We start from the raw sequence: 22,742 nt of genomic DNA, 5'->3' as shown, positions 1-22,742 counted from the left end.
TTTTCCGTGGGGTGGTGCGGCCGATGCACAAGTCCGAAGGCAAGCGGGTTCCGTGCTGGCGGTGGCGCCGCAATCCCCAGCGATGACGCAGCAATGTGGTGGAGGCATGGGTCATCCTGATCGTATGGGCGACAGCGACGGGCGGGGGGAGCGGCAGTCGGTGCCGGTGGCGCGCACGCGGTGGAGAAGTCCGCGGAGCAGGAACGGCAGGAGCGGCGATTGGTCCAAGCAGTGCTCCTGGAGGACGCGTCGGCCGATGCGGGGCACCGGCGCCGCGTCCCAGTTCGTACGGTGCCCGGCACCTCGCGGTCGCACCGGGCCGCGGGTTGCCTCACTCGCACGACGTGTCCGCCGGGCAGAAGGAGGCGCGAGCTGTCGTGAGCCTGCTCTCCACTTCTGTGACCTCGGGGCCTGCGGACACGATGCCGTACAGCATCGTGTCCTGAGCCTCGAAGCGGTGGTCCATGACCTGCTGCGGACCGTCCTCCGAGTCGTAGTGGAAGGAGAGCCGCGCCCAGGTGTCTCCGGATCCCCGGTCCAGGACCTCGTATCCGGAGCGGCGGTACGCGTACCCGAAGGCGGGGTTTCCTCCGCTTCCCGCAACGACTCCTGTGTTGTCTGCTCGATGACTTCGAACAGAGTCAGACGGCTGGCCCCGTCCTGGGAGGCAGAGGTGACAACGGTCGGCAAGCCTTCCCGTTGCTCCGTGGAGCGCGTCCAGCCTTCCGGCACCGTGACCGTGGAACCGAGCGGATCCGTCGACGAGCTGACCACGTCGCTGGCTAACCACGCACGGACCCGAACCTGATCTCTCAGCGTCACACGACACGACAGCGACACTCGCGAAACGGTGTGGCACTACTCATTCGGCCGGTGGCCGCGTACGCCAACGTTACGGCCGTCGCTCCGACGCCTCCGCACCAGAGCGGCCAACCGCCTGGAGCGGGCCGCACCGACGCGTAGTTCCCTACGCAGGGTCTCGGCGGACACGGGGCGCTGATGCACCTCCCGGTATCGGGCATCCAGCGCCTGCGCCCTCGCCAGCAGCGGATCCTCACCTTCGTCCGCCCCCTCACTGTCTGCGGAGGTGCTCCTCTCTTCCGCGGGCCCGGCCTCGCCGTCTGCGGGGACACCGGTGCGGTGCATGAGCAGTTCCACCGCCAGCAGCAGTGCGACCGGAGGCCAACCAGCGACCAGCACTGGCTGCCACGCCAGAGCTGGTGCTGCCGCGGTGTTCGCGGCCAACGAGACCGCGATACCCAGCAGAAACGCCGACCACATCGCGCCGCGCGTCCGGCGTGTGCCAGTTCCAGGGCTCTTCAGCAGACCCGCCGTGGCCAGCAGCAACAGGCCGTCGACGGACAACGGCCACAGCGCGGCGCTGACCTCATCCGCTCCGCCTTGCAGCGCGAACGTACGCTGGTGCACGTAGGAGGCATAGGCCGCGACCCCGGCCACGAGGAGGGCACACAACGGCCTGATCCATGAGTCGAGGGTGAAGCCTCGCCCCTTATCGGCCGCCTTTCGGTTTTCGGGGGCCTGACTCATCGGAGCCGCCATTCGCCACGCGCTTGGCCGTTCCGTGCGATCGCCGCACGCCCGTCTCGCGCAGGCCCTGGTACGCGAACCGAGGTCAGAACGCGTGCACATCGCGTGCACACTCCCACGGGAACTCCCGGGAAGCCCCAGGCAGAGACGGGAGGTCCGCCCTCGCGGACAGAGGCTCCGACCCCTATGGGCGCCCAGGTCAGAGGCCCGGCAGAAGCCAGGTGAGCGGGAACCAATTGTTCCCGACGGCTTCGGTCCGTGCTCCTGCTTTTCCTCGCGGAGCGGGCGGGGGCCGCCACCGGCCCCCGCCCGCGCGCGTCACTCGCTCTCGACGGTGATGGCCTGCACCGGGCAGGCGCGTGCTGCCTCCTTCAGCATCGGGTCGTCCGCTCCGTCGGCGCTGCCGGGCAGCAGTTCGCTGAACCCGTCGTCGTCCTGGGTGAACACGCCGGGGGCGGTCAGGACGCACTGGCCCGCGCCGATGCAGCGGTCCGTGTCGATCGTGATGCGCATCAGCCGCGCCCCCAGCTGACGGGCAGCTCGATGAGTCCTTGGATCGTGTCGCCCGGCTTGATCGGAACCTCGTCGGGCGGGACGGCGAGCCGCAGGTCGGGGACCCGGGCGAGCAGTGATGCGAAGGCGATCTCCAGCTCCAGACGGGCGAGGTTCTGCCCGAGGCACTGGTGGATGCCGAAGCCGAAGGCAAGGTGGTGGCGGGCGCTCCTGCGGACGTCGAGGTCGTCCGGTTCCGCGTAGACGGCGGCGTCGCGGTTGATGGCCGACGCGGCGAGGAACACGCCCTCGTCCGCGCGGATGGTCTGCCCCGCCACCTCGATGTCGGCGGTGGCGACCCGCTGGAGTCCGTCGGCGATCGACAGGAAGCGCAGCAGTTCCTCGACCGCGTCGCGGACGAGTTCCGGCTCCGCGCGCAGGGCGGCGAGCTGATCCGGGTGTTCGAGCAGTGTGAAGGTGCCGAGCGAGATCATGTTGGCGGTCGTCTCGTGCCCGGCGACCAGCAGGATCAGCGCCATCCGCGCCAGTTCGTCGCGGTCGACCTCGCCGGTGTGCAGCCGCTCGCGGACGAGGTCGTCGAGCATGCCTTCGGCGAGGCCCGCCTCGGCCCCGGGGTGGCCCTCGGCGATCCCGGCCTTCCGGTCGACCAGTCCCTCCAGGTACTCCATGAGGTCACGGCGCGCCTCGTCGGACTCGTCGGCCGTCTTGCCGCGCAGCAGGCGGCGCGAGGCCTCCTCGAAGAAGTCGTGGTCGGCGTACGGCACGCCGAGCAGCTCGCAGATCACCATGGACGGCACGGGAAGCGCGAACGCGGACACCAGGTCCACGGGCGGCCCCTGTTCGAGCATGGCGTCCAGAAGCTGGTCGACGATGTGCTGGATGCGGGGGCGCATGGCCGCCACCCGCTTCACGCCGAAGGGCGGGATGAGCATGCGGCGCTGTCTGTTGTGCTCGGGGTCGTCCACGCCGAGGAGCGCGGTCCGCACGCGGCGTGAGAGCTCGAAGCGGGGAGCGATGTTGGGAAAGGCCGGATTCTGTCGGTTTGCGGAGAGGCGGGGGTCGGTGAGCAGCGCCTGCGCTTCGGCGTGCCCGGTGACCAGCCAGGCCTCGGTGTCGTCGTAAAGCGTGATGCGGCTGAGCGGGCCCTGTTCGCTCAGCGGGCGGTAGCCGGCGGGCGGGTGGTAGGGGCAGGTGCGGTCCTGAGGAAAGGGAGCTGCTTGCGTCATGCTGTCTCCGGTGTATGGACGGGCGGATGGATCTGCCGGTCCCCCGAGGCGTTCCGCTCCCCACTACATGCCCCTTGCAGCCATTTGGGCTATGTGCGGTTCGGCCAAGTTCGTCGCGCATGTCCCCCACAGGGATGATGAAGGCCGGAAACAGTGCCTCCTGAAGCCGTGCCGCGCCGCGCCCGTCCCAGCTCCCTCGATCCGCTGCGCGCACCGGACATCCCGCAGCCCCCACCGAATTGGCCGGTTCTCGCTGTTCATTCCATCGGGCTACCAGGACTTTCTCCCGTACCGCGCTGCGGCGAGGCTCGGGAGGAACGATCCCTTCGCACCAGGAGGTACCCCATGCGCACTCGCGCGCTCCTCGCCTCGGCCGCGCTCGCCGTGACCGCGCTGGTCGGCGGCGCCACCTCGGCCGCCGCCGACGCCGACGCCGACGGCACGGTGGAGAACTCGCCCGGCGTCCTCAGCGGCAACCTCGTCCAAGTGCCGGTCGACATCCCCGTGAACCTCTGCGGCAACACCGTGAACGTCGTGGGCGTGCTCAACCCCGCCACGGGCAACAAGTGCTCGGACGGCCACGGGAAGTAGCGCCTAACGCGGCGCGGCCAGGCCCTTGAGGTCGCGGACGTACCAGTTGTGACACGTCCCGTCCGTCTCCCGGACCTGCTTCATGTACGTGAAGCCCGCGCGCCGTGCCACCGCTTCCGACGCGGCGTTGGCGGGGTCCACCCGGATCACGCCGACGCGCGCGCCCTCCGTCGCCGTGTAGCGGCAGACGAGGTCGACCGCGCGGGTCGCGAGGCCCCGGCCGCGCCAGGCCGGGTAGAGCCCGTAGGCGATGTTGGCCGCGCCGGGGGCGAGGCCCGGCAGGGTGAGCCGTACGTCGATGGTGCCCGCGAGCGTCAGGCCGTCACCGGCACGCACGCCGAAGGCGCGCAGCGTGCCCTTGTCCGCCCACTGGTCCTGGCAGTGGCGCACGTACTCCTCCGTGCTCGCCCGGGTGCTGGGCTCGCCGTTGAGCCAGCGCACGAGGAGGTCGTCCTCGCCCGCCAGATGCGCGTCGACGTCCTCCAGGGTCAGGGGGGACAGGGTGACCACGCCGTCCGACAGCTCGATGTTCCGCACGGGGCGACTGTCGCCTCCTGTCGCCGCGAGGGCAAGCGAATATCACGGGCGGTGCCGTGGGGCGCGCGGCCCGCACCCCACGGCACGGGCTCAGGAGGCCACGTACTCCCGAAGGTGACGTGCCGTCAACGTGCTTCCTCCCTCGACGAGTTCGGCGGGCGTGCCGGTGAACACCACCTCGCCGCCGTCGTGCCCGCCGCCCGGGCCGAGGTCGATGATCCAGTCGGCGTGGGCCATCACGGCCTGGTGGTGTTCGATCACGACGACCGAATTGCCGTCGTCGACGAGCCGGTCGAGCAGGGCGAGCAGCTTGTCCACGTCGGCCAGGTGCAGCCCGGTCGTCGGCTCGTCCAGGACGTACGTGGACGACTTCTCGGCCATGTGGATGGCGAGCTTCAGCCGCTGCCGCTCCCCGCCGGAGAGGGTGTTGAGCGGCTGCCCGAGGCGCAGATAGCTCAGCCCGACATCGGTCAGGCGGCCGAGGATGGTGTGCGCCTTGCCCGACGGGAAGAAGTCGTGGGCCTCGGCGACCGACATGCCGAGCACCTCGCTGATGTTCTTGCCGCGCAGCGTGTACGTCAGGACCTCGGGGGTGAACCGCTTGCCCGCGCACTCCTCGCACACCGACGCGACCTGCGCCATCATCCCGAGGTCGGTGTGGACGAGGCCGATGCCGTTGCACTTGGGGCAGGCGCCTTCGGAGTTGGCGCTGAACAGCGCCGCCTTGACGCCGTTGGCCTGGGCGAAGGCGGTGCGGATGGGACCGAGGAGGTTCGTGTACGTCGCCGGGTTCGAGCGGCGCGAGCCGCGGATCGGCGACTGGTCGGCGACCACGACGCCGTCCTGTCCGGACAGATAGCCGTGGATGAGGGAGCTCTTGCCCGATCCGGCGACGCCGGTGACCACGGTGAGCACCCCGAGCGGCACGTCGACCGCCACGTCCTTGAGGTTGTGCCGGTCGGCGCCCTTGATGGACAGGTGCCCCTGGGGCGTGCGGACGCTTCCGCGCAGCTCGGCCCGGTGACCGAGGTGGCGTCCGGTGAGGGTGCCGGACGTCCGCAGGCCCGGGACGTCGCCGGTGTAGCAGATCCGGCCGCCCGCCTCGCCCGCGCCGGGCCCGAGGTCCACGACGTGGTCGGCGATCGCGACGACCTCCGGCTTGTGCTCGACCACCAGCACGGTGTTGCCCTTGTCGCGCAGCCGCAGCAGCAGGCCGTTCATGCGCTGGATGTCGTGCGGATGCAGGCCGATGGTCGGCTCGTCGAACACGTACGTCACATCGGTGATGCTGGAGCCGAGGTGGCGCACCATCTTCACGCGCTGCGCCTCGCCGCCGGACAGGGTGCCCGAGGGCCGGTCCAGGCTGAGGTAGCCGAGGCCGATCTCCACGAGCGAGTCGAGGAGGTCCCGCAGACCGGCGAGCAGTGGCGCCACGCCCGGCGCGTCGATGCCACGGACGAACGCCGCCAGATCGCTGATCTGCATCGCCGAGCACTCGGCGATGTTCAGCCCGCCCACCTTCGAGGCGAGTGCGGCCCGGGTGAGCCGGGTGCCCTCGCACAGCGGGCAGCGGGTGAACACGACAGCGCGCTCGACGAAGCTCCTGATGTGCGGTTGGAGCGACTCGCGGTCCTTCGCCAGCCAGCTCCGCTGCATCTTGGAGACGAGGCCCTCGTAGGTGAAGCCGTTGGAGCCCACCTTCACCTTGACGGGGCCCTTGTGCAGCAGGTCGTCCCACTCCCGCGCGGTGAAGTCCCGCAGCTTCTTGTCGGGGTCGTGGAAGCCGGAGTTGACCATGATCTGCCAGCTCCAGGAGTCCACCGCGTAGTAGGGGACGACTATGGCCCCCTCCTTCAGCGAGAGGTCTCGGTCCACCAGCTGGTCGACGTCGACGGTCGCGACCTCGCCGGCGCCCTCGCAGTCGGGGCACATCCCCTCGGGCACGTTGAAGCTGAAGGCTCCCGCGGTACCGATGCCCGGCCGACCGAGGCGGCTGAAGATGATGCGCAGCATCGTGTACGCGTCCGTCGCGGTGCCCACCGTGGAGCGCGAGTTGGCGCCCATGCGCTCCTGGTCGACGACGATCGCCGCGCTGAGGTTGCGCAGCTCGTCGACGTCGGGGCGGCCGACGTTCGGCATGAAGGACTGGATGAACGCGGCGTACGTCTCGTTGATGAGCCGCTGCGACTCGGCGGCGATCGTGCCGAAGACCAGGGAGGACTTCCCCGATCCCGAGACTCCCGTGAAGACGGTCAACCGGCGTTTCGGCAGGTCGAGCGATACGTCCTGCAAGTTGTTCTCCCGCGCACCGCGGACCTGGATCACGGAGTGGCTGTCGGCGGGGGTGACGTTCACGAGCGCTCCTCGCACTTTGGTTCGACCTGAGGGAACAGCGTACACCGTACCCAGTGAGGGCGAGGGGGATATCGGCACGCCTCCCGGCCGGGGGCGTTCACCAAGGCGTCACGCCCCGCATTCGCCTTCCGCGCGCCGCACTTGCGAAGAAAGGCTTCTTCTCTCCCATTGATCCGTCGTTCGGGTGAATGCCCGAATGCCGTCATCGCGCCGAGGGCAGTCTGGCCGTGCCCGCCCAGCAGCAGCGGCGCCCCCACCTATGTGGTTCAAGAGAAACGAACAGAAAGGCCCCTCCCGCACATGAGCACGAAGCCCGTCTCCTCCGCCTCCAAGAACCCCGCCAAGCGCGGCCTCCTCGCCACCGTGGCGGCGGCCGCCCTGCTGATGACGGGCGGCCTGGTCGCCGCCGCGCCCGCCGGTGCCGCCGACTGCCCCAGCGGCCACTTCTGCACCTGGGAGCACGCCAACTACGACGGCCAGCGCGCCAACTGGTCCGGTGACGACGGCTGGTGGGAGAGCTGGATCGCGGACGAGGACTCCTCCTGGGCCAACCACGGCATCTCAGGCCCCGGCGTCAAGGACCACGTCAAGGTGTACTCGCGGGCCCACCAGGGCGGTCACATGACCATCTGCCTGACGCCGGGCCAGGAGGTCCACTACAACGGCGCGGCCAATGACAACGGCGACTCCCACACCTGGGCCATGAGCTGCTGAACCCACCACGTCGGCGCGGGCCCGCACCCCTCTTCCGGGGTGCGGGCCCGTTCACATGCTCAGCGGGGCAGCACGTGCCCGCCGCGCCCGTCGGGGGCAGCGGTACGGCCGCGATGACGGGCCGCATGGTCAGGCCGATCAGGAGTACGGCCGGGGCGTACGCGAGCGGACGGCACCGGGTCCGGCTAAAGCGTCGGGGCCGGAGGACGTGGTGGCTCCGGGCTCGGCGGGAGGGTGCACGACGCACCTCCTCGGGGGTGACGGGGCGAACGGCCCGGCCGGTCAGGGAGGTGACGGTGGATCGGCCCGGCTCAGGCGGAGACCTCCGCCGCGTGGCACGTGCGGCAGACGACGCGGCGGCCCGGCCGGTCCCGCGTCGCCTTGCCCAGGCCGCCGGGCCGATGGAGGACGGTCGGCGTGACGTGCCCGTGGTCGGCGCAGACGACCAGGTTGCAGCGGCTGCAGATGCCGATGCCCGTGGTGGCGCCCCTGCCGTCGAGGTCGCAGTCGTAGCACTTCATGGGGGGTCTCCGTCGGGGTCGCACGCCGGCGGCCTCCCCGGTTCGGGGCACAGCTGTCCCCGGAACCGGTGGGGCGGCGCGGCGGAAGAGGGGTGGGGTCGCGTACGGCGGCGGTCGCGCGCCGATCGGCTCGGGCGGTCGGCGGTCCGTCGCCGTACGAGACAGTAGCCCGCCAGTTTGGACAGAGTCAATTCTAGGATCGGATCGCGCTCAGGGTGCCGGGCGTGATCCCGTTAGACTTCCGGGACGGAACTGGGGGTGCATCGTCATGGAGCAGCGAGCGGCCGGACTGCTCAGGGCCAAGGGGCTGCGCAGCACGGCACAGCGTCGCGCCGTGCTCAGCGCCCTGGACGGCCATCCGCACTCCACGGCGGCCGAGTTGGAGAGCCGCATCGGCGTCGCCGCCGAGGCCTCGCCCGCCGCCGGGAGCCTGTCCCGGCAGGGCCTGTACAACGTCCTCGACGACCTGGCACGGGCGCGGTTGATCCGCTGCATCGAACCGGCGGGCTCCCCCACCCGCTACGAACTGCGCGTCGGGGACAACCACCACCATCTGGTCTGCCGGTCCTGCGGCCGCATCGAGGACGTCGACTGCACCGTCGGCCACGCCCCGTGCCTGACGCCCGAGAACGACCGCGGCTTTGCGGTCGACGAGGCGGAGATCATCTGGTGGGGCGTGTGCGCGAGCTGCCGACCGGCACGCGGCTGAGGCGGGACCCCACGCCGAGCGGCCGTCACTTCGCCGCCGCCCTTCCCGTCCGAACCGGGAACGTTTCCCGGCCCGTCCCGGCGCCGCCCCCTATTGCTCGGGAGTCTCCCGGCAGCACGCTCTAGATGCTGTCCGAACAGGGAGGAAACGGCATGAAACTCTCGATCCGCAGGCTCACCACCCTCGGCACCGCGCTCGTCGCGGCCACGGTGCTCATGGCACCCACCGCGTCGGCCGTCAAACCCGGCGAGACGTTCCGCTACGGCACCCTGGACTGCACCGCCGCGACGGACTTGAACAAGAACGGGTCGCTGAGCTGCACCGGCACCATGAACGTCACCTGGCGGGCCAAGGTCAAGTGCAAGGCGGGCTTCACGTACTACGGCACGTGGCAGAACAACGTCGACGGCGGCACCAAGGAGTCCAAGACCGAGTCCAAGTGCGTCTTCGCCGTCGAAGACATCATCATCGACCCCATCTGACCCGCGCCCGCACCAGCGCTTTAATCGTTGGCGCACGCCACGACGCCGTGGCTAACCTGGCGTTCACACCGCTGATCACCGACCGGGCCGTGTGCCCCTGAGAGAGGTGTCTTGATGCCCCGGGTCGCGCCGAGCGCGCCTCGCCGCACCGTCTGAGCGTCCGTTTCTCGCGCCCCCGCGTCCGCGCGGCGGCCGGACGCCGGAATTCCGGTGCGCTCGTTCCGCCGAGGCCGCTCGGCCTGCTCTTGCTGTCGTTTCCCATTCCTCAGCAAGGAGTATCCCGGGTGTCCCACCACACCGGCGCTCGTCAGAGCGACGCCCACAACACCCTCAAGCTCACCACCTTCGCCTGCGCATGGTGCGGCCTCACCGTGTCCGCCACCACCGCCGACGGCGTGCCGCGCGACCACTGCCCGTCGTGCCTGCACTCGCAGCACGTCACCGACCACGTCGAGGGCGGCCCGAGCCCGTGCCACGGGCGGATGTCACCGATAGCCATCGCCGTCCTGCGGACCGGCGACTGGCGGGTCATCCACCGCTGCGTGCGCTGCGACGAACTCACCTCGAGCCCCGTCCGCACGGACGACAACCAGCTCATCCTGATGCGCATGGCGGTCCGGCCGCTCGCCCAACCGCCCTTCCCGCTCGAAGCGTTCGGCTCCCTGTGACCCGGACCGAAGGGAAGGAGACCACCATGCCGCGACGCAACCACTCCCGCGAGCCGTCGTCGGCGCGCCTCCGCCCGCAGCGGCACAAGGACGTCCTGCATGCTCGGGGCGGCCACCGCGCGCACGACTTCCGGTGCGTCGGCTGCCGGCTCGACGTGTCCCTGGACGCGCCGGGCACCGGGCACCGCAACCACTGCCCGCACTGCCTGGCCAGCCTGCACGTCGACCACCGCGTCCCCGGTGACCGGGCCTCGCCCTGCCGCGGCCGCATGGAGGCGCTGACCATGACCGCGCGCCCGGACGGCGAGTGGATGCTCATCCACGAGTGCCTGACGTGCGGCGAGCTCAGCGCCAACCGCGTCGCGGGCGACGACAACGCGCTGGCTCTGGTGCGCCTGGCCCTCAAGCCGCTCCAGGACACCGGGGTCGCCCGGCGCACACTGCTCACCCTGTGACAACCGGGGCCGCCGTGGCGACACGGCGGCCCCGTACCTGCGCGGCTCCGGGGCTACGGCGCCATCTCGTACGTCCCGGACAGCGCCTCGACACGGGCCCAGACGCGCGCCAAGCGAGCCTCGTCGACGACCGGGCGCCGGACTGCGCCGAGGGCCCAGCCCTGCTGCGCGGCGGTGGCGGAGTCCTTGCCGTGCAGCTCGACGGCGTACGCAGAGAAGTCCCGTACGAGGACGGCGAAGAGCTCGTCGAGCACGTCCTGCTCCAGGCCGGTCAGGCGCGCCTGCTCCAGGATCAGCTGGCCGTGCACGACGAGCGCGAACAGCTGGCCGACGGCGAGGAGCAGATCGAGGTCGCGGCTCTGCTCCTCGTCCGGGGCTGCCGTGGTGACGAACTCGCAGAGGGCGTCGGCCTGTTCGCGGAAGCGGGCGACGTTCGGCACGTCGGCGTACGCGTCGTAGGCGGTGCGCCAGTCGTGGAAGCGGATGGAGCCGAGGCCCCGGGCCGGTCCCTGCTGGAAGAGGAAGGCGTCGTCGGCCGCGTCCAGACGGGTCGGCACGGGCGCGTACTCGGCCGGGTTCAGCAGGTGGTTGCCCATGAACTTCAGGATCAGGGCCAGGTTGACGTGGACCGTGCCCTCCAGCTTCGGCAGGCCCCGGATCTCGGTGGCGGCCTGGGCGAAGTAGGTGTCCTTCTCGAAGCCCTTGGCCGCGATGACGTCCCACATCAGGTCGATGACCTTCTCGCCCTCCGTGGTCACCTTCATCTTCGTCATCGGGTTGAAGAGGAGGTAGCGGCGGTCGTCGGGCCCGGCCGAGCGGAAGTAGTCCACGGCGCGGTCACTGAACAGCTTCATGCCGACGAGGCGGACGTAGGCGTCGGTCAGCTCGCGGCGCACGTGCGGGAACGCGGTGACGGGACGGCCGTAGAGGATGCGGTTCTGGGCGTGGGTGACGGCCTCGTACATCGCGTGCTCGCAGATGCCGATCGCGCCGGTGCAGAGGTTGAACTTGCCCACGTTGACGGTGTTGAGGGCGGCGTCGAAGGCCGCGCGGCCGGTGTGCAGGATGTCCTCGGCACGGACCGGGTAGTTCTCGAGCCGGAACTCGCTGACGTACTTGGAGGAGTCCACGACGTTCTTCACCAGGTGGTACGCCTCGTGGCGGCTGTCCGCAGCGAAGAAGACGTAGCCGTCGGGGCCCTCGACGTCGGTGCGGCGGCCGAAGACGGAGACGAGGCCCGCGGCGTTGCCGTTGCCGATGTAGTACTTGGAGCCGCTGGCCCGGAAGCCGCCGTCGCCGTCCGGCTCCAGGAGCATGTCGGTGGAGTAGATGTCGGCGCCGTGGGTCTTCTCGGACAGGCCGAAGGCGAACACCTCGCCCTGCGCGAGGAGTTCGGCGGCGCGGGCGCGGGCGGCGGCGTTGTCGCTCTGCCAGACCGGGCCGAGGCCGAGGATGGTGACCTGCCACGCGTACCAGTAGTCGAGCCCGTAGAAGCCGAAGATCTCGTTGAGGGCGGCGATCCGGGCGGTGTCCCAGCGCTTGTCGCCCTCGCCCTCCCCGGCGGCGGACGCCGGGGTGAGGAAGGTCGCGAACAGGCCCTCCTTGGCGGAGAACTCCAGGAAGTCCGCGAGCCAGGCGCGGGAGCGGTAGTCCTCGATCAGCCTGCGCTTGCCCCGCGCCTCGAACCAGTCCACGGTCGCGCGCAGCAGCCTGCGGGTCTCGGGGTCGAAGTGGGTCGGGTCGTAGGTGCGGGGGTTGAACAGCAGCGCGTCGGCCATGGCCAGTCGCCTTTCCGGCTCGGGGTCGGGGAGGTCCCGGACGTCGTGGAAGGGAAGGGGGTGGGGAAAGCTGGAGGTGCGGGAGAGCTGTGGATACGTCAGCGCCGGGCGCCGAGCCGTTCGAGGGTGTCGATCACGTCGTCGAGCCAGGCGAGCGTCATCTGCTCGTACGCGATGCCGCCGCGCAGCACGACGTGCTGGAGCTCCTGGCGGTCGTCGAGGGGAGCGGGGGCCTCGGGTCCGGTGAAGTCGCGCCGCTCCCCCGCGAGGTAGTGCGCGAGCCGCTCGGCGTGCGCCTGGCGGTAGCGCCGCACCTCGCGGATCAGCGCGGCCGGGTCGTCGAAGGCCGCGCCACGGATCTTCACGGCGAGCTCGTGCCGGACGCTCTCGGGTTCGATCGGCTCGTGCAGCCACCCGGAGAGCGCGGCGCGGCCGAGGGCCGCGACGGAGTACTCCTTCTTGTCGGGGCGGTCCTGCTGCGCCACCTCGCGGGCCTCGATCCAGGCGTCGCTCTCCATGCGCTTGAGGACGCGGTAGATCTGCTGGTGCGTGGCGGTCCAGAAGTAGCCGATGGACCGGTCGAACCGCCGGGCCAGCTCGTAACCGGAGCCCGGCTGCTCCAGCAGGGAGACGAGGATCGCGTGCTCAAGCGCCATGCCCGAATCCTTCTATGCAACTCGTTGCATAGACAAGCGGTGCCGTCCAGGTGAGACACGGCTCACCCGGACCGGCACGGCGGCTTCGGCCGTCTACGAGGGGTCGGCACCCGCGGGCACTTCGTAGATCTTCCCGTCGACGCCCGCCCGGTAGAGCCTGCCCGCGGAGAAGCCGCGGTCGCCGTGGCCGTAGGCGACCTGGGTGGAGAGGTGGAGGCCCGAGGCCACGGCGCACAGGCGCCCGTCCTCGACGCGCCAGATCTGGCCCGCCGCGTGGGTGGTGATCAGTGGCCGCCCCTTGCTGTCGAGGGTGAGCCCGTCGGGGAGCGCGAGGACGTCGGACGGTGCCACCGAGACCCAGCGCCGCGGGTGTGCCGGGTCGTCGGCCGGGATCCGGTAGAGGCCGGGGGCGACCGTGGTCTGGATGACGTAGACCTGCTCCCCGTCCGGGGACACGGCGATCCCGTTGGACTGGGGCACCCTGGCCCAGGCCGGGTCGACCTCGCCGTCCGGCGTGACGCGGCCGATGTTCCGCCCGCCCAGGGTCGTGGTGTACACGGTGCCGTCGGCCGCGAGCGCGACGCCGTCGATGCCGCCGAGCCCGGCGGCGTACGTCGTGACCTCGCCGGTGTCCGGGTCCACGAGGAGGAGCTTCGACGTGGGCAGCGCGTCGCCGGTGAGCGAGTGCAGGACGTCGTTGCCGGTGCCGACGAGGAGGCGGCCGTCGTCCCGCACGACGATCCCGCCGTTGGCGCCCACGTTTCCGGTGAGGGGTACGGGGGTGCGGCCCGGCGCGTCGATCCGGTAGACGCGGCCGGTGAAGTACGCGGTGGCGAACATCCGGCCGTGCCGGTCGACGACGATCGACTCGACCCAGTCGGGGATGCGCGCCACCTGCGCCGGCGCTCCCGGTCCCGTGGCGGCACAGGCCGGTGCCGCGGACGCGGGGGCGGGTGCGAGCACACCCGCGGCCGCGGCCAGCAGAGCCAGCGACACGATGCCGCGGCCCGGCCCCCGTAAGACTCCGCGCGGCGCCCTGCTCACCTTCAACGTCATCGGTTCCCCTCCGTCGTCGGGTCGGTCTGCCCGGCGAAGTATCGGGGCCGGGGGCCGCGAGCACCACAGCCAGGGGGCGTCTGCTCGGACACACCGGCGGGGGTCGGGGCCGCGACCGGGGCCGGGGCGGGACCGGGGCGAGGACCAGGGCCTTAGGGTCGGCACATGCGCATCGTCTCCCTGCTCCCCGCCGCCACCGACATCGTCGCCGAACTGGGCCTGGCGGACCGGCTCGTCGGGCGCACCCACGAGTGCGACTGGCCGCCGCGCGCGGTGGCGTCCGTGCCCGTGGTGACCGGTGCCGACCTGGATCAGGAGACCTTGAGCAGCCGTGAGATCTCCGACGCGGTGGGCGGTTCCGCCCACTCCGGGTCCTCGCTGTACACCCTCGACACCGAGGTGCTCGCGGCCCTGCGGCCCGATGTGGTCCTCACGCAGGACCTGTGCGACGTCTGCGCGGTGTCGTACGAGAGGGTCAGCCGCACCGTGCGGCTCCTGGACGCGGGCACCCGGGTCCTGAGCCTGGAGCCGCGCACCCTGGACGACGTACTGGACTGCCTGGTCACGGTCGGCACCGTGCTCGGGGTGCGGGAGTCCGCCGAGCTGCGCCGGGCCGAGCTGCGGGCCCGTCTGGAGCGGGTGCGCGAGCGGACCGCCGGACGTCAACGGCCCCGGGTGGTCGCGATCGAGTGGCTGGATCCGCTGTGGCCCGCCGGGCACTGGGTGCCCGAACAGATCGCCGCCGCCGGGGGCGAACCGCTCCTTGCCGCGCCCGGCGAGCACACCGCACCCATGACCTGGGACGCGGTGCGCGCGGCCCGGCCGGAGGTGCTGCTCGTCCTGCCGTGCGGCTTTCCGCCCGAGCGGACGCTGCGCGAGACGGACCTGCTCACCCGGCTGCCCGGCTGGTCCGAGCTGCCCGCCGTCCGGGCCGGGCGCGTCTGGGTCCTGGACGGGCCCGCGTACTTCAACCGCCCCGGCCCGCGCGTCGTGCGCGGGGCCGAGGTGCTGGCCCACGTCCTGCACGGGGTGCGGGCCGGGACGGCGGTGACCCCGGCGGAGGCGCGCCCGTTCCGCTGACGGCGAGGCCCCGACGCCCCGGCCCGGCGCGGCCGTTCAGGACACGGCGCGGCGGCGCGGCGGGGTGAAGGCGTACAGGTCGAGGATCTCCGGTCGCGGGGCGACGCCCGGGCCTCCGGCGCGGACCCAGGCGACGATGTCCTCGGTCGCGTCCGCGTCGTTGACCAGGCCGAGCCACACCGGTCGGGCACCGGCCGCACGGCCCTCGGCGGAGGGCTGGACCACGATGACGTTGGCCTGGTCGCACACGTCCAGGCAGGCCGAGACGCGCACGGGCGCCTCGGCCCGCAGGCGCGCGGTCTGCGCGGCGTGGTCGACGCCTGTCACCTTCGGGCTGCCGCAGCAGCAGTCCCGGCACACGACGACCCGGCAGGGCGCCGGGGCGGCGGCCGCCCCGGAACTCCGCGCGGCCCCTGCTGACTTGCCGACCGGTCTTGCGGGCATGCCGCGTCCTGCCTCTCTCCGGGGAGATCCGCCCCGGTGTTCCGTGGAGGAGGCGACCGCGTGAGTCTCCTGGCTCTCGGGTCGATGCCCGTCCCGGCCTTCCCACCCCTCGCGGGGCAGTGGCCAGTCGGGACAGGCTCGCCGATCACAGTGGCGGGACCGCGCCGGATTCACACCGGCTTCCTCGGACCGCCGTCGCCTTGTCGCCCGTCATCATTCCATCCGGCCGTCCGGTGGTACCCGGGGGCCCGGCTCCGGGGCCGCGCTATCCGCCGTACAGGGTGACCGGCAGGGCCTGGACGCTGTTGCTGACGAAGGACGGCAGCGGCACCAAATCGGCGCGCGGTACGGCGAGTTCCAGGTGCGGGAACCGCCGGAACAGAGCGGGCAGGGCGATGCCCGCCTCAAGGCGCGCCAGGGCGGCGCCGAGGCAGTAGTGCGGGCCGTGCCCGAAGGACAGGTGTTTCGGCCGGGGGCGCGCGATGTCGAACTCGGCGGCGTCGGCGCCGAATCGGCCGGGGTCGCGGCCCGCGGCCGCGTACGAGGCGAGGATGGCCTCGCCGCGCGGGATCACCACGGTGCCGACGGGGATGTCGTCGAGGGCGTAGCGCAGCGGGAAGTGCGCGACGGGCGAGTCCCACCGCAGGGTCTCCTCCACCACGGCGTCCCACGGCCGTCGTCCGGTCGTGACGGCGGCGCGCTGTTCGGGGTGGGTGAGCAGGGCGGCGGTCGCGTTGGTGATCAGGTTGAGGGTGGTGCCGTGGCCCGCGACGAGAACCAGGATCAGGGTGCCGATCAGCTCCGGCTCCGAGAGCCGGTCGCCGTCGTCGCGCACGGCGATCAGCCGGCTGGTCAGGTCCTCCCCCGGCCGCGCCCGCCGTTCGGCGACGAGGTCGCCGAGGAGCGCGTGCAGCCGTCGTTGGGTGGCGATGGTCTCGTCGGGCGTGGTGACGCTGCTGGTCAGGCTGGCGGAGAGGGTCCGGAACTCGTCGAAGCGCTCCTCCGGCACGCCGAGGAGGTCCCCGATCACGGCCATGGGCAGCGGATAGGCGAAGTGCCGGCGCAGGTCCACGGCGTCGCCGCCGCGCTCCGCGAGGGCGTCGAGAAGCCGCAGCGTGATCGCCTCGACGCGGGGCCGCATCGCGGCGACGCGCCGCGCGGTGAAGGCCTGGGTGACCAGGTCCCGCAGGCGGCGGTGCTCTTCGCCGTCGGCGGTGGTCATGCCGCGGTTGGTGACCACGCTGATCAGCGGCCACCCCTCCGGCACCTCTCCCGCGCGCCACGCGGACCAGTGCGCCGGGTCCTTGGCCGTACGGGGGTCCGCCAGGAGTTCTCGGAGCAGGTCGTGGCGGGTGATCACCCAGGCGGGCACCCCGCCGGGCAGCCGCACCCGCACGGCGGGGCCCAGCGCGCGGAGCTTCTCGTTCTCGCCGTGGATGTCACCGGCGCTCGCGTCGAGGCGGAAGAGGGGGGTCTGGGTGTCCACGGGTCACCTCTGGCTGGTCGACGACGGGGTCGATCGTGGAGCGCGTGCGCGGGACGGCGACTGGATCGTACGGTTGCGCGCGCGCCCGGAGAAGAGTGCGCGCGGCACCTGTCCGGCGAGTCGCACGCACGTTCCAGCCGGGTTGTTCGGTCGAGTTGTCCCTCGAGTCGCTCCGCCGAGTTGTTCAGTCGACTTTTTCGGCTGACTATGTCGCTACTATGTACGCATGGCTCATGTGACTGCGGCCGAGCGCCGCCCCCAGCTGATCAAAGCGGCCATCGCCCTCATGGCCAGGGAGGGTGTCGCCGCCGGAAGCACCCGCGCCATCGCCGCCGAGCTCGGTGTCGCCCAGGCGACGGTGCACTACACCTTCGGCACCAAGGAAGACCTGTACCGCGCCGTCATGGAGCAGCTCAGCCAGGACCTGCTGGCACAGGTCCGGGAGTCCGCGCCTGCGGACGCCGGTTTCGAGGAAACGCTCGCCGCGCTCACCGGGGCGCTGTGGCGCACCGTGGGCGAGCAGCCCGCCAGCCATCAGTTGCTCACCGAACTGACCATGTACGCCCTGCGGACACCGGCGTTGCACGAGGCTCTGGAGAGTCACTTCCGCCAAGCGCACGACGTGGCGGCGCAGTTGGTGACGGAGGCGGCCGAGCGCACCGGCCAGCGGCTCGCCGCGTCCCCCGACACCATCGCTCGCTTCCTGCTCGCCGGTTTCGACGGGCTCATCCTGCAGCGTCTGGCCCTGCCGGACGAGGAGGCCGAACGGCACGTCGTGCGGGCCCTGGCCGCGGGGGCGGCGGCGCTGGCGGGCGGCACCCTCGGCCTGCCGCGGGCGGCCGGCGCCTGACAGCGCGCGAAGCGGCCACCTCCCCTGCTCGGAGTCGGGGGAGGTGGCCGCTTCGCGTGGTGGGCCCGGGGCAGTGGGGCCGAACGGCGCCCGCGGTGTGACGGGCGCTCAGCGGGTCGGGGCCGCTCGGGCGGGCTCGGGACGCCGGGCCCGGTCGGCCGTCGCGCTGGCGACCGTCATCCTCAGCGGCGGCACCGAGGCGACGAGGGTGCCGAGAGCCAGGAGGACGCCGAGCACTCCGGCGCCCGCCGTGTCGAGGACGGCGCCGACGGCCAGCGGACCGATGCCGGTGCCCAGCGCGCTCGCTCCGCTGAGGGAGGCCACCAGGCGCCCGCTCGGGTCGAGGAGGGCGGCCGCCGCGAGGGTCTGTACCAGGACGGCCAGCTGGCAGGCCTGCCAGAGGACCGCCGCGACGACGAAGAGCACCGGGTCGCGCGTGAGCACCAGGACCGCCATCGAGAGGGCCTGCGCCACGATGAAGCCGGCCAGGGACCGCGTACGGCCGAAGCGGCGGGCGGCAACGGGGCCGAGTGCGGCGCCGACGAGGGCCACGACACCGGACACGGCGAGGACCACCGACACGGCCGATGCCGACATGCCGGCGTGTTCGCGCCCGAAGACCGAGGCGTACGCCCAGGCGCCCTGGGTGACGGCCCACAACAGCGCGATCGCGCCCAGCAGGACCCAGGAGGGGGTCGCCGTCGTGGTCGGGCCTTCGGCCTCGGGCGTGGCCCCGGCCCCGGTCCCGGGCGCCGTGGGCGTCGCCGTCGCCGGGCCGTCGGGGAGCCCGCGTACCAGGGGCCAGGCGAGCAGACACCACAGCGCCATGACCAGGAAGCCGGTCCCCTCCCCCAGGCTGTGGTTGGCCGCGGGCACCGCCATGATCAGCAGGGCGGTCACGACCACCGTGCCCGCGATGGTGACCGCGGAGGCCTTGTCGGCGTCGTCGGTCGCGGCGATCGCGGCCGTGGCGGCCGCGTAGACCGCGCCGAGTCCGGCGCCGATGACGAGGTTCGCCAGGATCAGGGTCGGCAGGTCGCTCGCCGCGGTCGCCCCGACGAAACCCGCTCCGGCGACGGCGAGGCCGGTGCGGGTCATGCGTACCCGGCCGGGCCGCGCGGCCCGGCCCGCGAGCCGCAGGGTGACGACCGCGGTGGCCATGAGCTGGGCCGCGCCGACGAGTCCGGCACCGGAGTCCCCGAGCCCGAACCGTGCGGAGAAGTCGTCGATGAACAGCGGCATGAGGTTCGCGCCGCCGTTGCCCAGGGTCGCGCCGGCGATGAGCGCCACGGCGACGCCGAGGGTCAGGACCGCCGTCCTGCGCGCGGTCACCGGTGGGCCCTCGGGGTGCGGTCGGCCACGGCGCATCGGCGCGTGGTCGGGTGTGCGAACGGCATCGGAGTCCTCTCGGTGGGAGGTGCGGAAGGAGTGCTCGGGGCTCCGGTGGCCACGGGCGCTTCGGGCGCCCGTGGCCACCGGGTGGGGCGAGCGGGGAGCCGGGTGCGGCTGCCGCCCGCTTCAGCCGGTCCAGACGTCCTCGACGTAGCGGCCGGACTCGACGAGGGCGTCCAGCCAGCCGGCCGCCTGCTCGTCGTCCGCGCCGGTGTGCTCGCGGTGGACGGCCATGAACGCCTCCCGCACCGCGGGGGCCATCCGGCGGCCGTCGCCGCAGACGTGGACCCGGCCGCCCGCCCGCAGCACGTCCCACACCTCGTCGCTCTCCCGGGCGATGCGGTCCTGGACGTAGCGGGCGCCGCCCTCGGGGGCCTGGGAGAAGACGGGCCGCATGCTGACCGCTCCGGCCGTCTGGGCCCGCTCGAACTCCTCGCGGTGCAGGTAGTCGACCTCCGGGTGGTCGCAGCCGAAGTAGCACAGGAGCGTGCCGGTGGACCCGGTGTGCAGCCGGTCGAGGACGGCTCCGCGGAACGGCGCGAGGCCGGTGCCCGCGCTGACCAGGATGACCGGCACCGTGTCGTCGTCGGGAAGGCGGAAGGACTCGCCGCACGGCAGCACCCTGGCCCGGAGGGTGTCCCCGGCCCGCACGCCCTGCACGTAGTGCGAGGCGATGCCGTGGAACGTGCCCTCGCCCGCCCGGTGGGGCGCGGCGAGCAGCGACACCATCAGGTCGATCTCGCCGGGCGCGGCCTGCGCGGAGGACGAGATGGAGTAGTGGCGCGGGCGCAGCACCGGAAGGAGTTCCAGGAAGCGGGCGAACGGCAGCTCGCAGGCGCGGAAGCGCTCCAGCAGGTCGAGGACGCTGAGCCCCGGCGCGGTGACCTGCTCGTGGAAGGCGTCGGCGTCCGCCGCGGCGAGTTCGGCCAGGGGGCGGCGCTCGGGCGGGCAGGCGGTGTGCTCGGCGAGGACGGCGATCTGCTCGGGTGTGGCTGCGGTCTGGAGTTCCACGAAGTCGGTGAGCAGGTGGCGCAGGGTCAACGGCCGGTCGACGGGAAGGGTGTTGCGGCTGCGGCGGCGGGCGCTCAGCCGCACGGTGCGCTCCAGGTCGAGGCCGAAGCGGTCCGCGACCCGCCGGACGAGGGTCTCGGGGTTGCGCGGCAGGACGGCCAGGTGGTCGCCGGTGCGGTAGGTGACGCCTTCGGGCAGCCGCAGCTTCAGAAAGCGCTTGGAGCGGCCCAGCTCGTGCTCCATGTCGACGAGTTCGTAGGCGTCGAGCACCTCCATGGGCTGTACGCCGTGCCGGGCGGCGAGTTCACCGGTGACGCACGCGGTGGCGTCCTCCAGCTCGTACAGGCCCGGCTGCTCCTCGGGGCCGGGCTCGGGGCGCGTCGCCTCGTCGTCGGCGGTGCCGTAGCGGTCGAGCAGCGCCGTCCACAGCTCCGCGGTCCAGCGGTCCACGGCGCCCGCGAAGTCACCGGAGGCGTCCGCGGCGCCGCGCTCCAGGAGCGGGGTGGCGCCGGCGGCGGTGAGCCACCGCTCGATGAGGGTCGGCACGTGCTGGTAGGTGGCGGCCCAGTTGCGGTCGCCGACGCCGAGGACGGCGTACTGGAGGCCGTCGAGGGCGCCGGGCTCCAGGCCTTCAAGCCAGGTGACGAACTCGGCGGCGTCGTCGGTGGGCCGGCCGTTGTAGGAGGCGGCGACGATCACGACGGGGCCGTCGGCGGGGCTGAGCCTGCCGGCCAGGTCGTTGAGGGGCGCGACCGCGGTGGTGAACCCGTGGTCGTCGCCGTCGGCCGCCAGGTCGTGGGCGAGTCCCGCGCAGGTGCCCAGGTTGGAGCCGTGCAGCAGGGTGAGCGCGGTCGCGGCCGCCCGGCGGGCGGCGGGTCGGTCCGCGCTCACGGGCGCCGCGCTCGCGGCGGCGGGCAGGCGTCGCTCACCGCTGGTGCGCCGGGCGAGCTTCAGGGTGAACGCGTCGGGCTTGATGGTGAGCGACTGCTTGATCGTCAGCCGGTAGTCGGTGTGGTCGAGCAGGCGGTAGCGGTGGACGAGCAGGCCGAGGAGCAGCGTGGCCTCGTGCAGCGCGAACTGCCGTCCGATGCAGGCGCGCTCGCCGCTGCCGAAGGGCTTGAAGAGGTGGACCGGGCGCGCGGCCTCGCGCTCGGCCGTGAACCGCTCGGGGTCGAACAGCTCGACGTTCTCGCCCCAGGCGGGGTCGCGGTGCAGGGCCGGGGTGAGCACCAGCAGGCTCTCGCCCTGCCGCACGGGGTACGTGCCGCCGATGACGGTGTCCTCGATCGGCTCCACGGCGAAGGCGGGCGCGGTCGGCCAAAGGCGCAGGCTCTCGTTGAGCACCTGACGGATGTACGTCAGCTTGCCGATGTCGCCGTACTCGGGCGCGGGCGCGTCCGCGTCGCCCCACAGCGCGTCCACCTCCGCCTGTGCGCGGGCCAGTACCTCGGGGTGCTTGGTCAGGTAGTACAGGGCGAACGACAGGGCGCCGCTGGTGGTCTCGTGCCCGGCGATGAGGAACGTGATCACCTGGTTGCGGATGTTCACGTCGTCCAGGGGCTCGCCGGTCCGCGCGTCACGGGTGTGCAGCATCCGGCCCAGGAGGTCGTCGGTTCCGGTGTCCCCGGAGGCCCTGCGCTGCCGGATCACCTCGTCGACCAGCTCCGTCATCAGCACGGCATCCTTGCGGAACTGCTCCGCCTGCTTCCAGCGGAACACCTCCGTGCCCGGGATCGACTCGCCCTTGGTCTGGGTGAAGGCGAGCGCCCTGCTCATCGCGTCGACGAAGGGGTGCGCCTCGTCGCGCCGGAACGACTCGAAGTCGTAGCCGAATCCGCAGAGTCCGATCGTGTCGAAGGTCAGCCGGGTCATGTCCTCGGGCACGTCCACCGGGTCCGCGCCGGCCGCGCGGTCCCACTTGGCGATCAGCGACCGGGCGACGTCGAGCATCGTCGCGTGGTAGCCGCGCATGGCGCCGAGCGAGAACGCGGGCATCAGGATGTCGTGCGCCTTCTGCCAGTTGGGCTCGTGGTGGAAGGCCGTGAAGAGGCCGTCCCCCGCGATCTCCCTGATCTCGACGAGGTCCCCGTGCACGTTCTTGCGGAAGCGGGTCTCGTCCGACAGCTCGGCCACCAGGTCAAGGCCGCCGACCACCACGGTCTCGGAGCCGAAGGCGCGGATCCGGAACACCGGGCCCAACTCCTTGACCTCGTTCATCAGATGGACGAGGCCGTCGGCCCCGCTCGGGATGTCGAGCGCGTGACCGATCAGGGGGAGCGCCGGGCGCTCCGGGATCGCCTGTGCCGTCGTCGTGGAGGTCGGCTCGGTGGTGGACGCGTGAGTCATGGAGGGGCCTTTCGTTCCGCACGGCAGGTCGCTTGATCCATAAGATACAACCGACTTGGTCACCTGACCATGTCGGCTGATTGTGTTGCTCGACACGGTCGGTTGGCTGAACCTTCCGGGTGTCCGAGGCGTCGAGGGTCCGCACGCCCGCGCCGACGTGCGCGCCGCGAGCGGCGAAGGGGGCGCGTAGACGGGGCCCCTTCGGGCGCAGGGGCGGCACCCCTGCCGTCTGGCGTAGCCCGGCCGCCACCGCCTTCGCCGACCGTGGGGACGCGCCTACGCCGGCCTCCCGGCGCACCGGCACTCGCGCGGCGCACGCCGGAC

General features: G+C 72.2%; 22 protein-coding genes and 1 riboswitch. Of the genes, 8 read left to right on the top strand and 14 right to left on the bottom strand.

Annotated features, from left to right (window positions below):
- Positions 1–331: 331 nt before the first annotated feature.
- The 4 genes from CP982_RS43060 to CP982_RS40020 all read right to left on the bottom strand — a co-directional run bounded on the left by CP982_RS43060 (position 332) and on the right by CP982_RS40020 (position 3,287).
- A complete protein-coding gene (locus CP982_RS43060) occupies positions 332–466 on the bottom strand; it encodes a hypothetical protein (RefSeq protein WP_260422752.1) in 135 nt (44 codons plus the stop codon).
- 392 nt (positions 467–858) lie between these two features.
- Entirely contained in the window at positions 859–1,548 is a 690-nt protein-coding gene (locus CP982_RS40030; protein ID WP_150514987.1) for a DUF2637 domain-containing protein, read from the bottom strand.
- 318 nt (positions 1,549–1,866) lie between these two features.
- Positions 1,867–2,061, bottom strand: a complete 195-nt coding sequence (locus CP982_RS40025; protein WP_150514986.1) for a ferredoxin — start codon at positions 2,059–2,061, stop codon at positions 1,867–1,869.
- On the bottom strand, positions 2,061–3,287 hold the full coding sequence (locus CP982_RS40020; protein WP_150514985.1) for a cytochrome P450: 1,227 nt from the start codon (positions 3,285–3,287) through the stop codon (positions 2,061–2,063). Before CP982_RS40020 ends, CP982_RS40025 begins: the two co-directional genes overlap by 1 nt.
- A gap of 345 nt (positions 3,288–3,632) precedes the next feature.
- On the opposite strand from CP982_RS40020, the gene CP982_RS40015 reads away from it, so the two are divergent.
- Entirely contained in the window at positions 3,633–3,878 is a 246-nt protein-coding gene (locus CP982_RS40015; RefSeq protein WP_150514984.1) for a chaplin, read from the top strand.
- 3 nt (positions 3,879–3,881) lie between these two features.
- Here the strand turns inward: CP982_RS40015 and CP982_RS40010 are convergent, their stop codons facing one another.
- The gene (locus CP982_RS40010; RefSeq protein WP_229879082.1) at positions 3,882–4,415 is read right to left on the bottom strand and encodes a GNAT family N-acetyltransferase; all 534 of its coding nucleotides are present in this window, start codon (positions 4,413–4,415) and stop codon (positions 3,882–3,884) included.
- Positions 4,416–4,505: 90 nt separating this feature from the next.
- Positions 4,506–6,770: an ATP-binding cassette domain-containing protein gene (locus CP982_RS40005; RefSeq protein WP_150514983.1), complete on the bottom strand. Its 2,265-nt coding sequence runs from the start codon at positions 6,768–6,770 to the stop codon at positions 4,506–4,508.
- Positions 6,771–7,154: 384 nt separating this feature from the next.
- On the opposite strand from CP982_RS40005, the gene CP982_RS40000 reads away from it, so the two are divergent.
- Positions 7,155–7,484 carry a peptidase inhibitor family I36 protein gene (locus CP982_RS40000; protein WP_150515975.1) on the top strand — a complete coding sequence of 110 codons (330 nt, stop codon included), beginning with the start codon at positions 7,155–7,157 and terminating at the stop codon, positions 7,482–7,484.
- A gap of 311 nt (positions 7,485–7,795) precedes the next feature.
- Here the strand turns inward: CP982_RS40000 and CP982_RS39995 are convergent, their stop codons facing one another.
- The gene (locus CP982_RS39995) at positions 7,796–8,005 is read right to left on the bottom strand and encodes a DUF2180 family protein (RefSeq protein ID WP_150514982.1); all 210 of its coding nucleotides are present in this window, start codon (positions 8,003–8,005) and stop codon (positions 7,796–7,798) included.
- Positions 8,006–8,273: 268 nt separating this feature from the next.
- Between CP982_RS39995 and CP982_RS39990 the strand changes: the two genes are divergently transcribed.
- The 4 genes from CP982_RS39990 (at position 8,274) to CP982_RS39975 (ending at position 10,319) form a co-directional block, all read left to right on the top strand.
- Positions 8,274–8,714 carry a Fur family transcriptional regulator gene (locus tag CP982_RS39990; protein ID WP_150514981.1) on the top strand — a complete coding sequence of 147 codons (441 nt, stop codon included), beginning with the start codon at positions 8,274–8,276 and terminating at the stop codon, positions 8,712–8,714.
- Between the two features lie 152 nt (positions 8,715–8,866).
- Positions 8,867–9,196, top strand: coding sequence for a hypothetical protein (locus tag CP982_RS39985; protein WP_150514980.1), 330 nt, complete (start codon positions 8,867–8,869; stop codon positions 9,194–9,196).
- Positions 9,197–9,480: 284 nt separating this feature from the next.
- Complete coding sequence (locus CP982_RS39980; protein WP_150514979.1) at positions 9,481–9,864, top strand: RNHCP domain-containing protein; 384 nt, start codon at positions 9,481–9,483, stop codon at positions 9,862–9,864.
- 26 nt (positions 9,865–9,890) lie between these two features.
- Positions 9,891–10,319 carry an RNHCP domain-containing protein gene (locus tag CP982_RS39975; RefSeq protein WP_150514978.1) on the top strand — a complete coding sequence of 143 codons (429 nt, stop codon included), beginning with the start codon at positions 9,891–9,893 and terminating at the stop codon, positions 10,317–10,319.
- Between the two features lie 53 nt (positions 10,320–10,372).
- On the opposite strand, the gene CP982_RS39970 is transcribed toward CP982_RS39975, so the two are convergent.
- From CP982_RS39970 to CP982_RS39960, 3 genes are all read right to left on the bottom strand, one after another.
- Complete coding sequence (locus CP982_RS39970; protein ID WP_150514977.1) at positions 10,373–12,097, bottom strand: acyl-CoA dehydrogenase family protein; 1,725 nt, start codon at positions 12,095–12,097, stop codon at positions 10,373–10,375.
- A 98-nt stretch (positions 12,098–12,195) separates the two neighbouring features.
- Complete coding sequence (locus tag CP982_RS39965) at positions 12,196–12,753, bottom strand: PadR family transcriptional regulator (RefSeq protein WP_150514976.1); 558 nt, start codon at positions 12,751–12,753, stop codon at positions 12,196–12,198.
- 93 nt (positions 12,754–12,846) lie between these two features.
- Positions 12,847–13,809, bottom strand: a complete 963-nt coding sequence (locus tag CP982_RS39960) for an SMP-30/gluconolactonase/LRE family protein (RefSeq protein ID WP_150514975.1) — start codon at positions 13,807–13,809, stop codon at positions 12,847–12,849.
- 165 nt (positions 13,810–13,974) lie between these two features.
- Between CP982_RS39960 and CP982_RS39955 the strand changes: the two genes are divergently transcribed.
- On the top strand, positions 13,975–14,889 hold the full coding sequence (locus tag CP982_RS39955; protein WP_150514974.1) for a cobalamin-binding protein: 915 nt from the start codon (positions 13,975–13,977) through the stop codon (positions 14,887–14,889).
- 36 nt (positions 14,890–14,925) lie between these two features.
- On the opposite strand, the gene CP982_RS39950 is transcribed toward CP982_RS39955, so the two are convergent.
- Both CP982_RS39950 and CP982_RS39945 read right to left on the bottom strand, forming a co-directional pair.
- A complete protein-coding gene (locus CP982_RS39950; RefSeq protein ID WP_221514722.1) occupies positions 14,926–15,333 on the bottom strand; it encodes a (2Fe-2S) ferredoxin domain-containing protein in 408 nt (135 codons plus the stop codon).
- A gap of 62 nt (positions 15,334–15,395) precedes the next feature.
- Positions 15,396–15,519: riboswitch (cobalamin riboswitch) on the bottom strand.
- A 79-nt stretch (positions 15,520–15,598) separates the two neighbouring features.
- On the bottom strand, positions 15,599–16,819 hold the full coding sequence (locus CP982_RS39945; RefSeq protein ID WP_150514973.1) for a cytochrome P450 family protein: 1,221 nt from the start codon (positions 16,817–16,819) through the stop codon (positions 15,599–15,601).
- A 226-nt stretch (positions 16,820–17,045) separates the two neighbouring features.
- Here CP982_RS39945 and CP982_RS39940 point away from each other — a divergent pair, with 226 nt between their 5' ends.
- Positions 17,046–17,669, top strand: a complete 624-nt coding sequence (locus CP982_RS39940; RefSeq protein ID WP_150514972.1) for a TetR/AcrR family transcriptional regulator — start codon at positions 17,046–17,048, stop codon at positions 17,667–17,669.
- A gap of 108 nt (positions 17,670–17,777) precedes the next feature.
- Here CP982_RS39940 and CP982_RS39935 read toward each other — a convergent pair whose 3' ends face one another.
- Both CP982_RS39935 and CP982_RS39930 read right to left on the bottom strand, forming a co-directional pair.
- Positions 17,778–19,001 carry an MFS transporter gene (locus CP982_RS39935; RefSeq protein WP_229879081.1) on the bottom strand — a complete coding sequence of 408 codons (1,224 nt, stop codon included), beginning with the start codon at positions 18,999–19,001 and terminating at the stop codon, positions 17,778–17,780.
- Positions 19,002–19,187: 186 nt separating this feature from the next.
- Positions 19,188–22,418: a bifunctional cytochrome P450/NADPH--P450 reductase gene (locus tag CP982_RS39930; RefSeq protein WP_150514970.1), complete on the bottom strand. Its 3,231-nt coding sequence runs from the start codon at positions 22,416–22,418 to the stop codon at positions 19,188–19,190.
- Between the last annotated feature and the right edge of the window lie 324 nt (positions 22,419–22,742).

This window comes from Streptomyces spectabilis (assembly GCF_008704795.1).
GTDB classification, from domain to species: Bacteria; Actinomycetota; Actinomycetes; order Streptomycetales; family Streptomycetaceae; genus Streptomyces; species Streptomyces spectabilis.
This window is presented reverse-complemented; position numbering and strand designations above follow the sequence as displayed.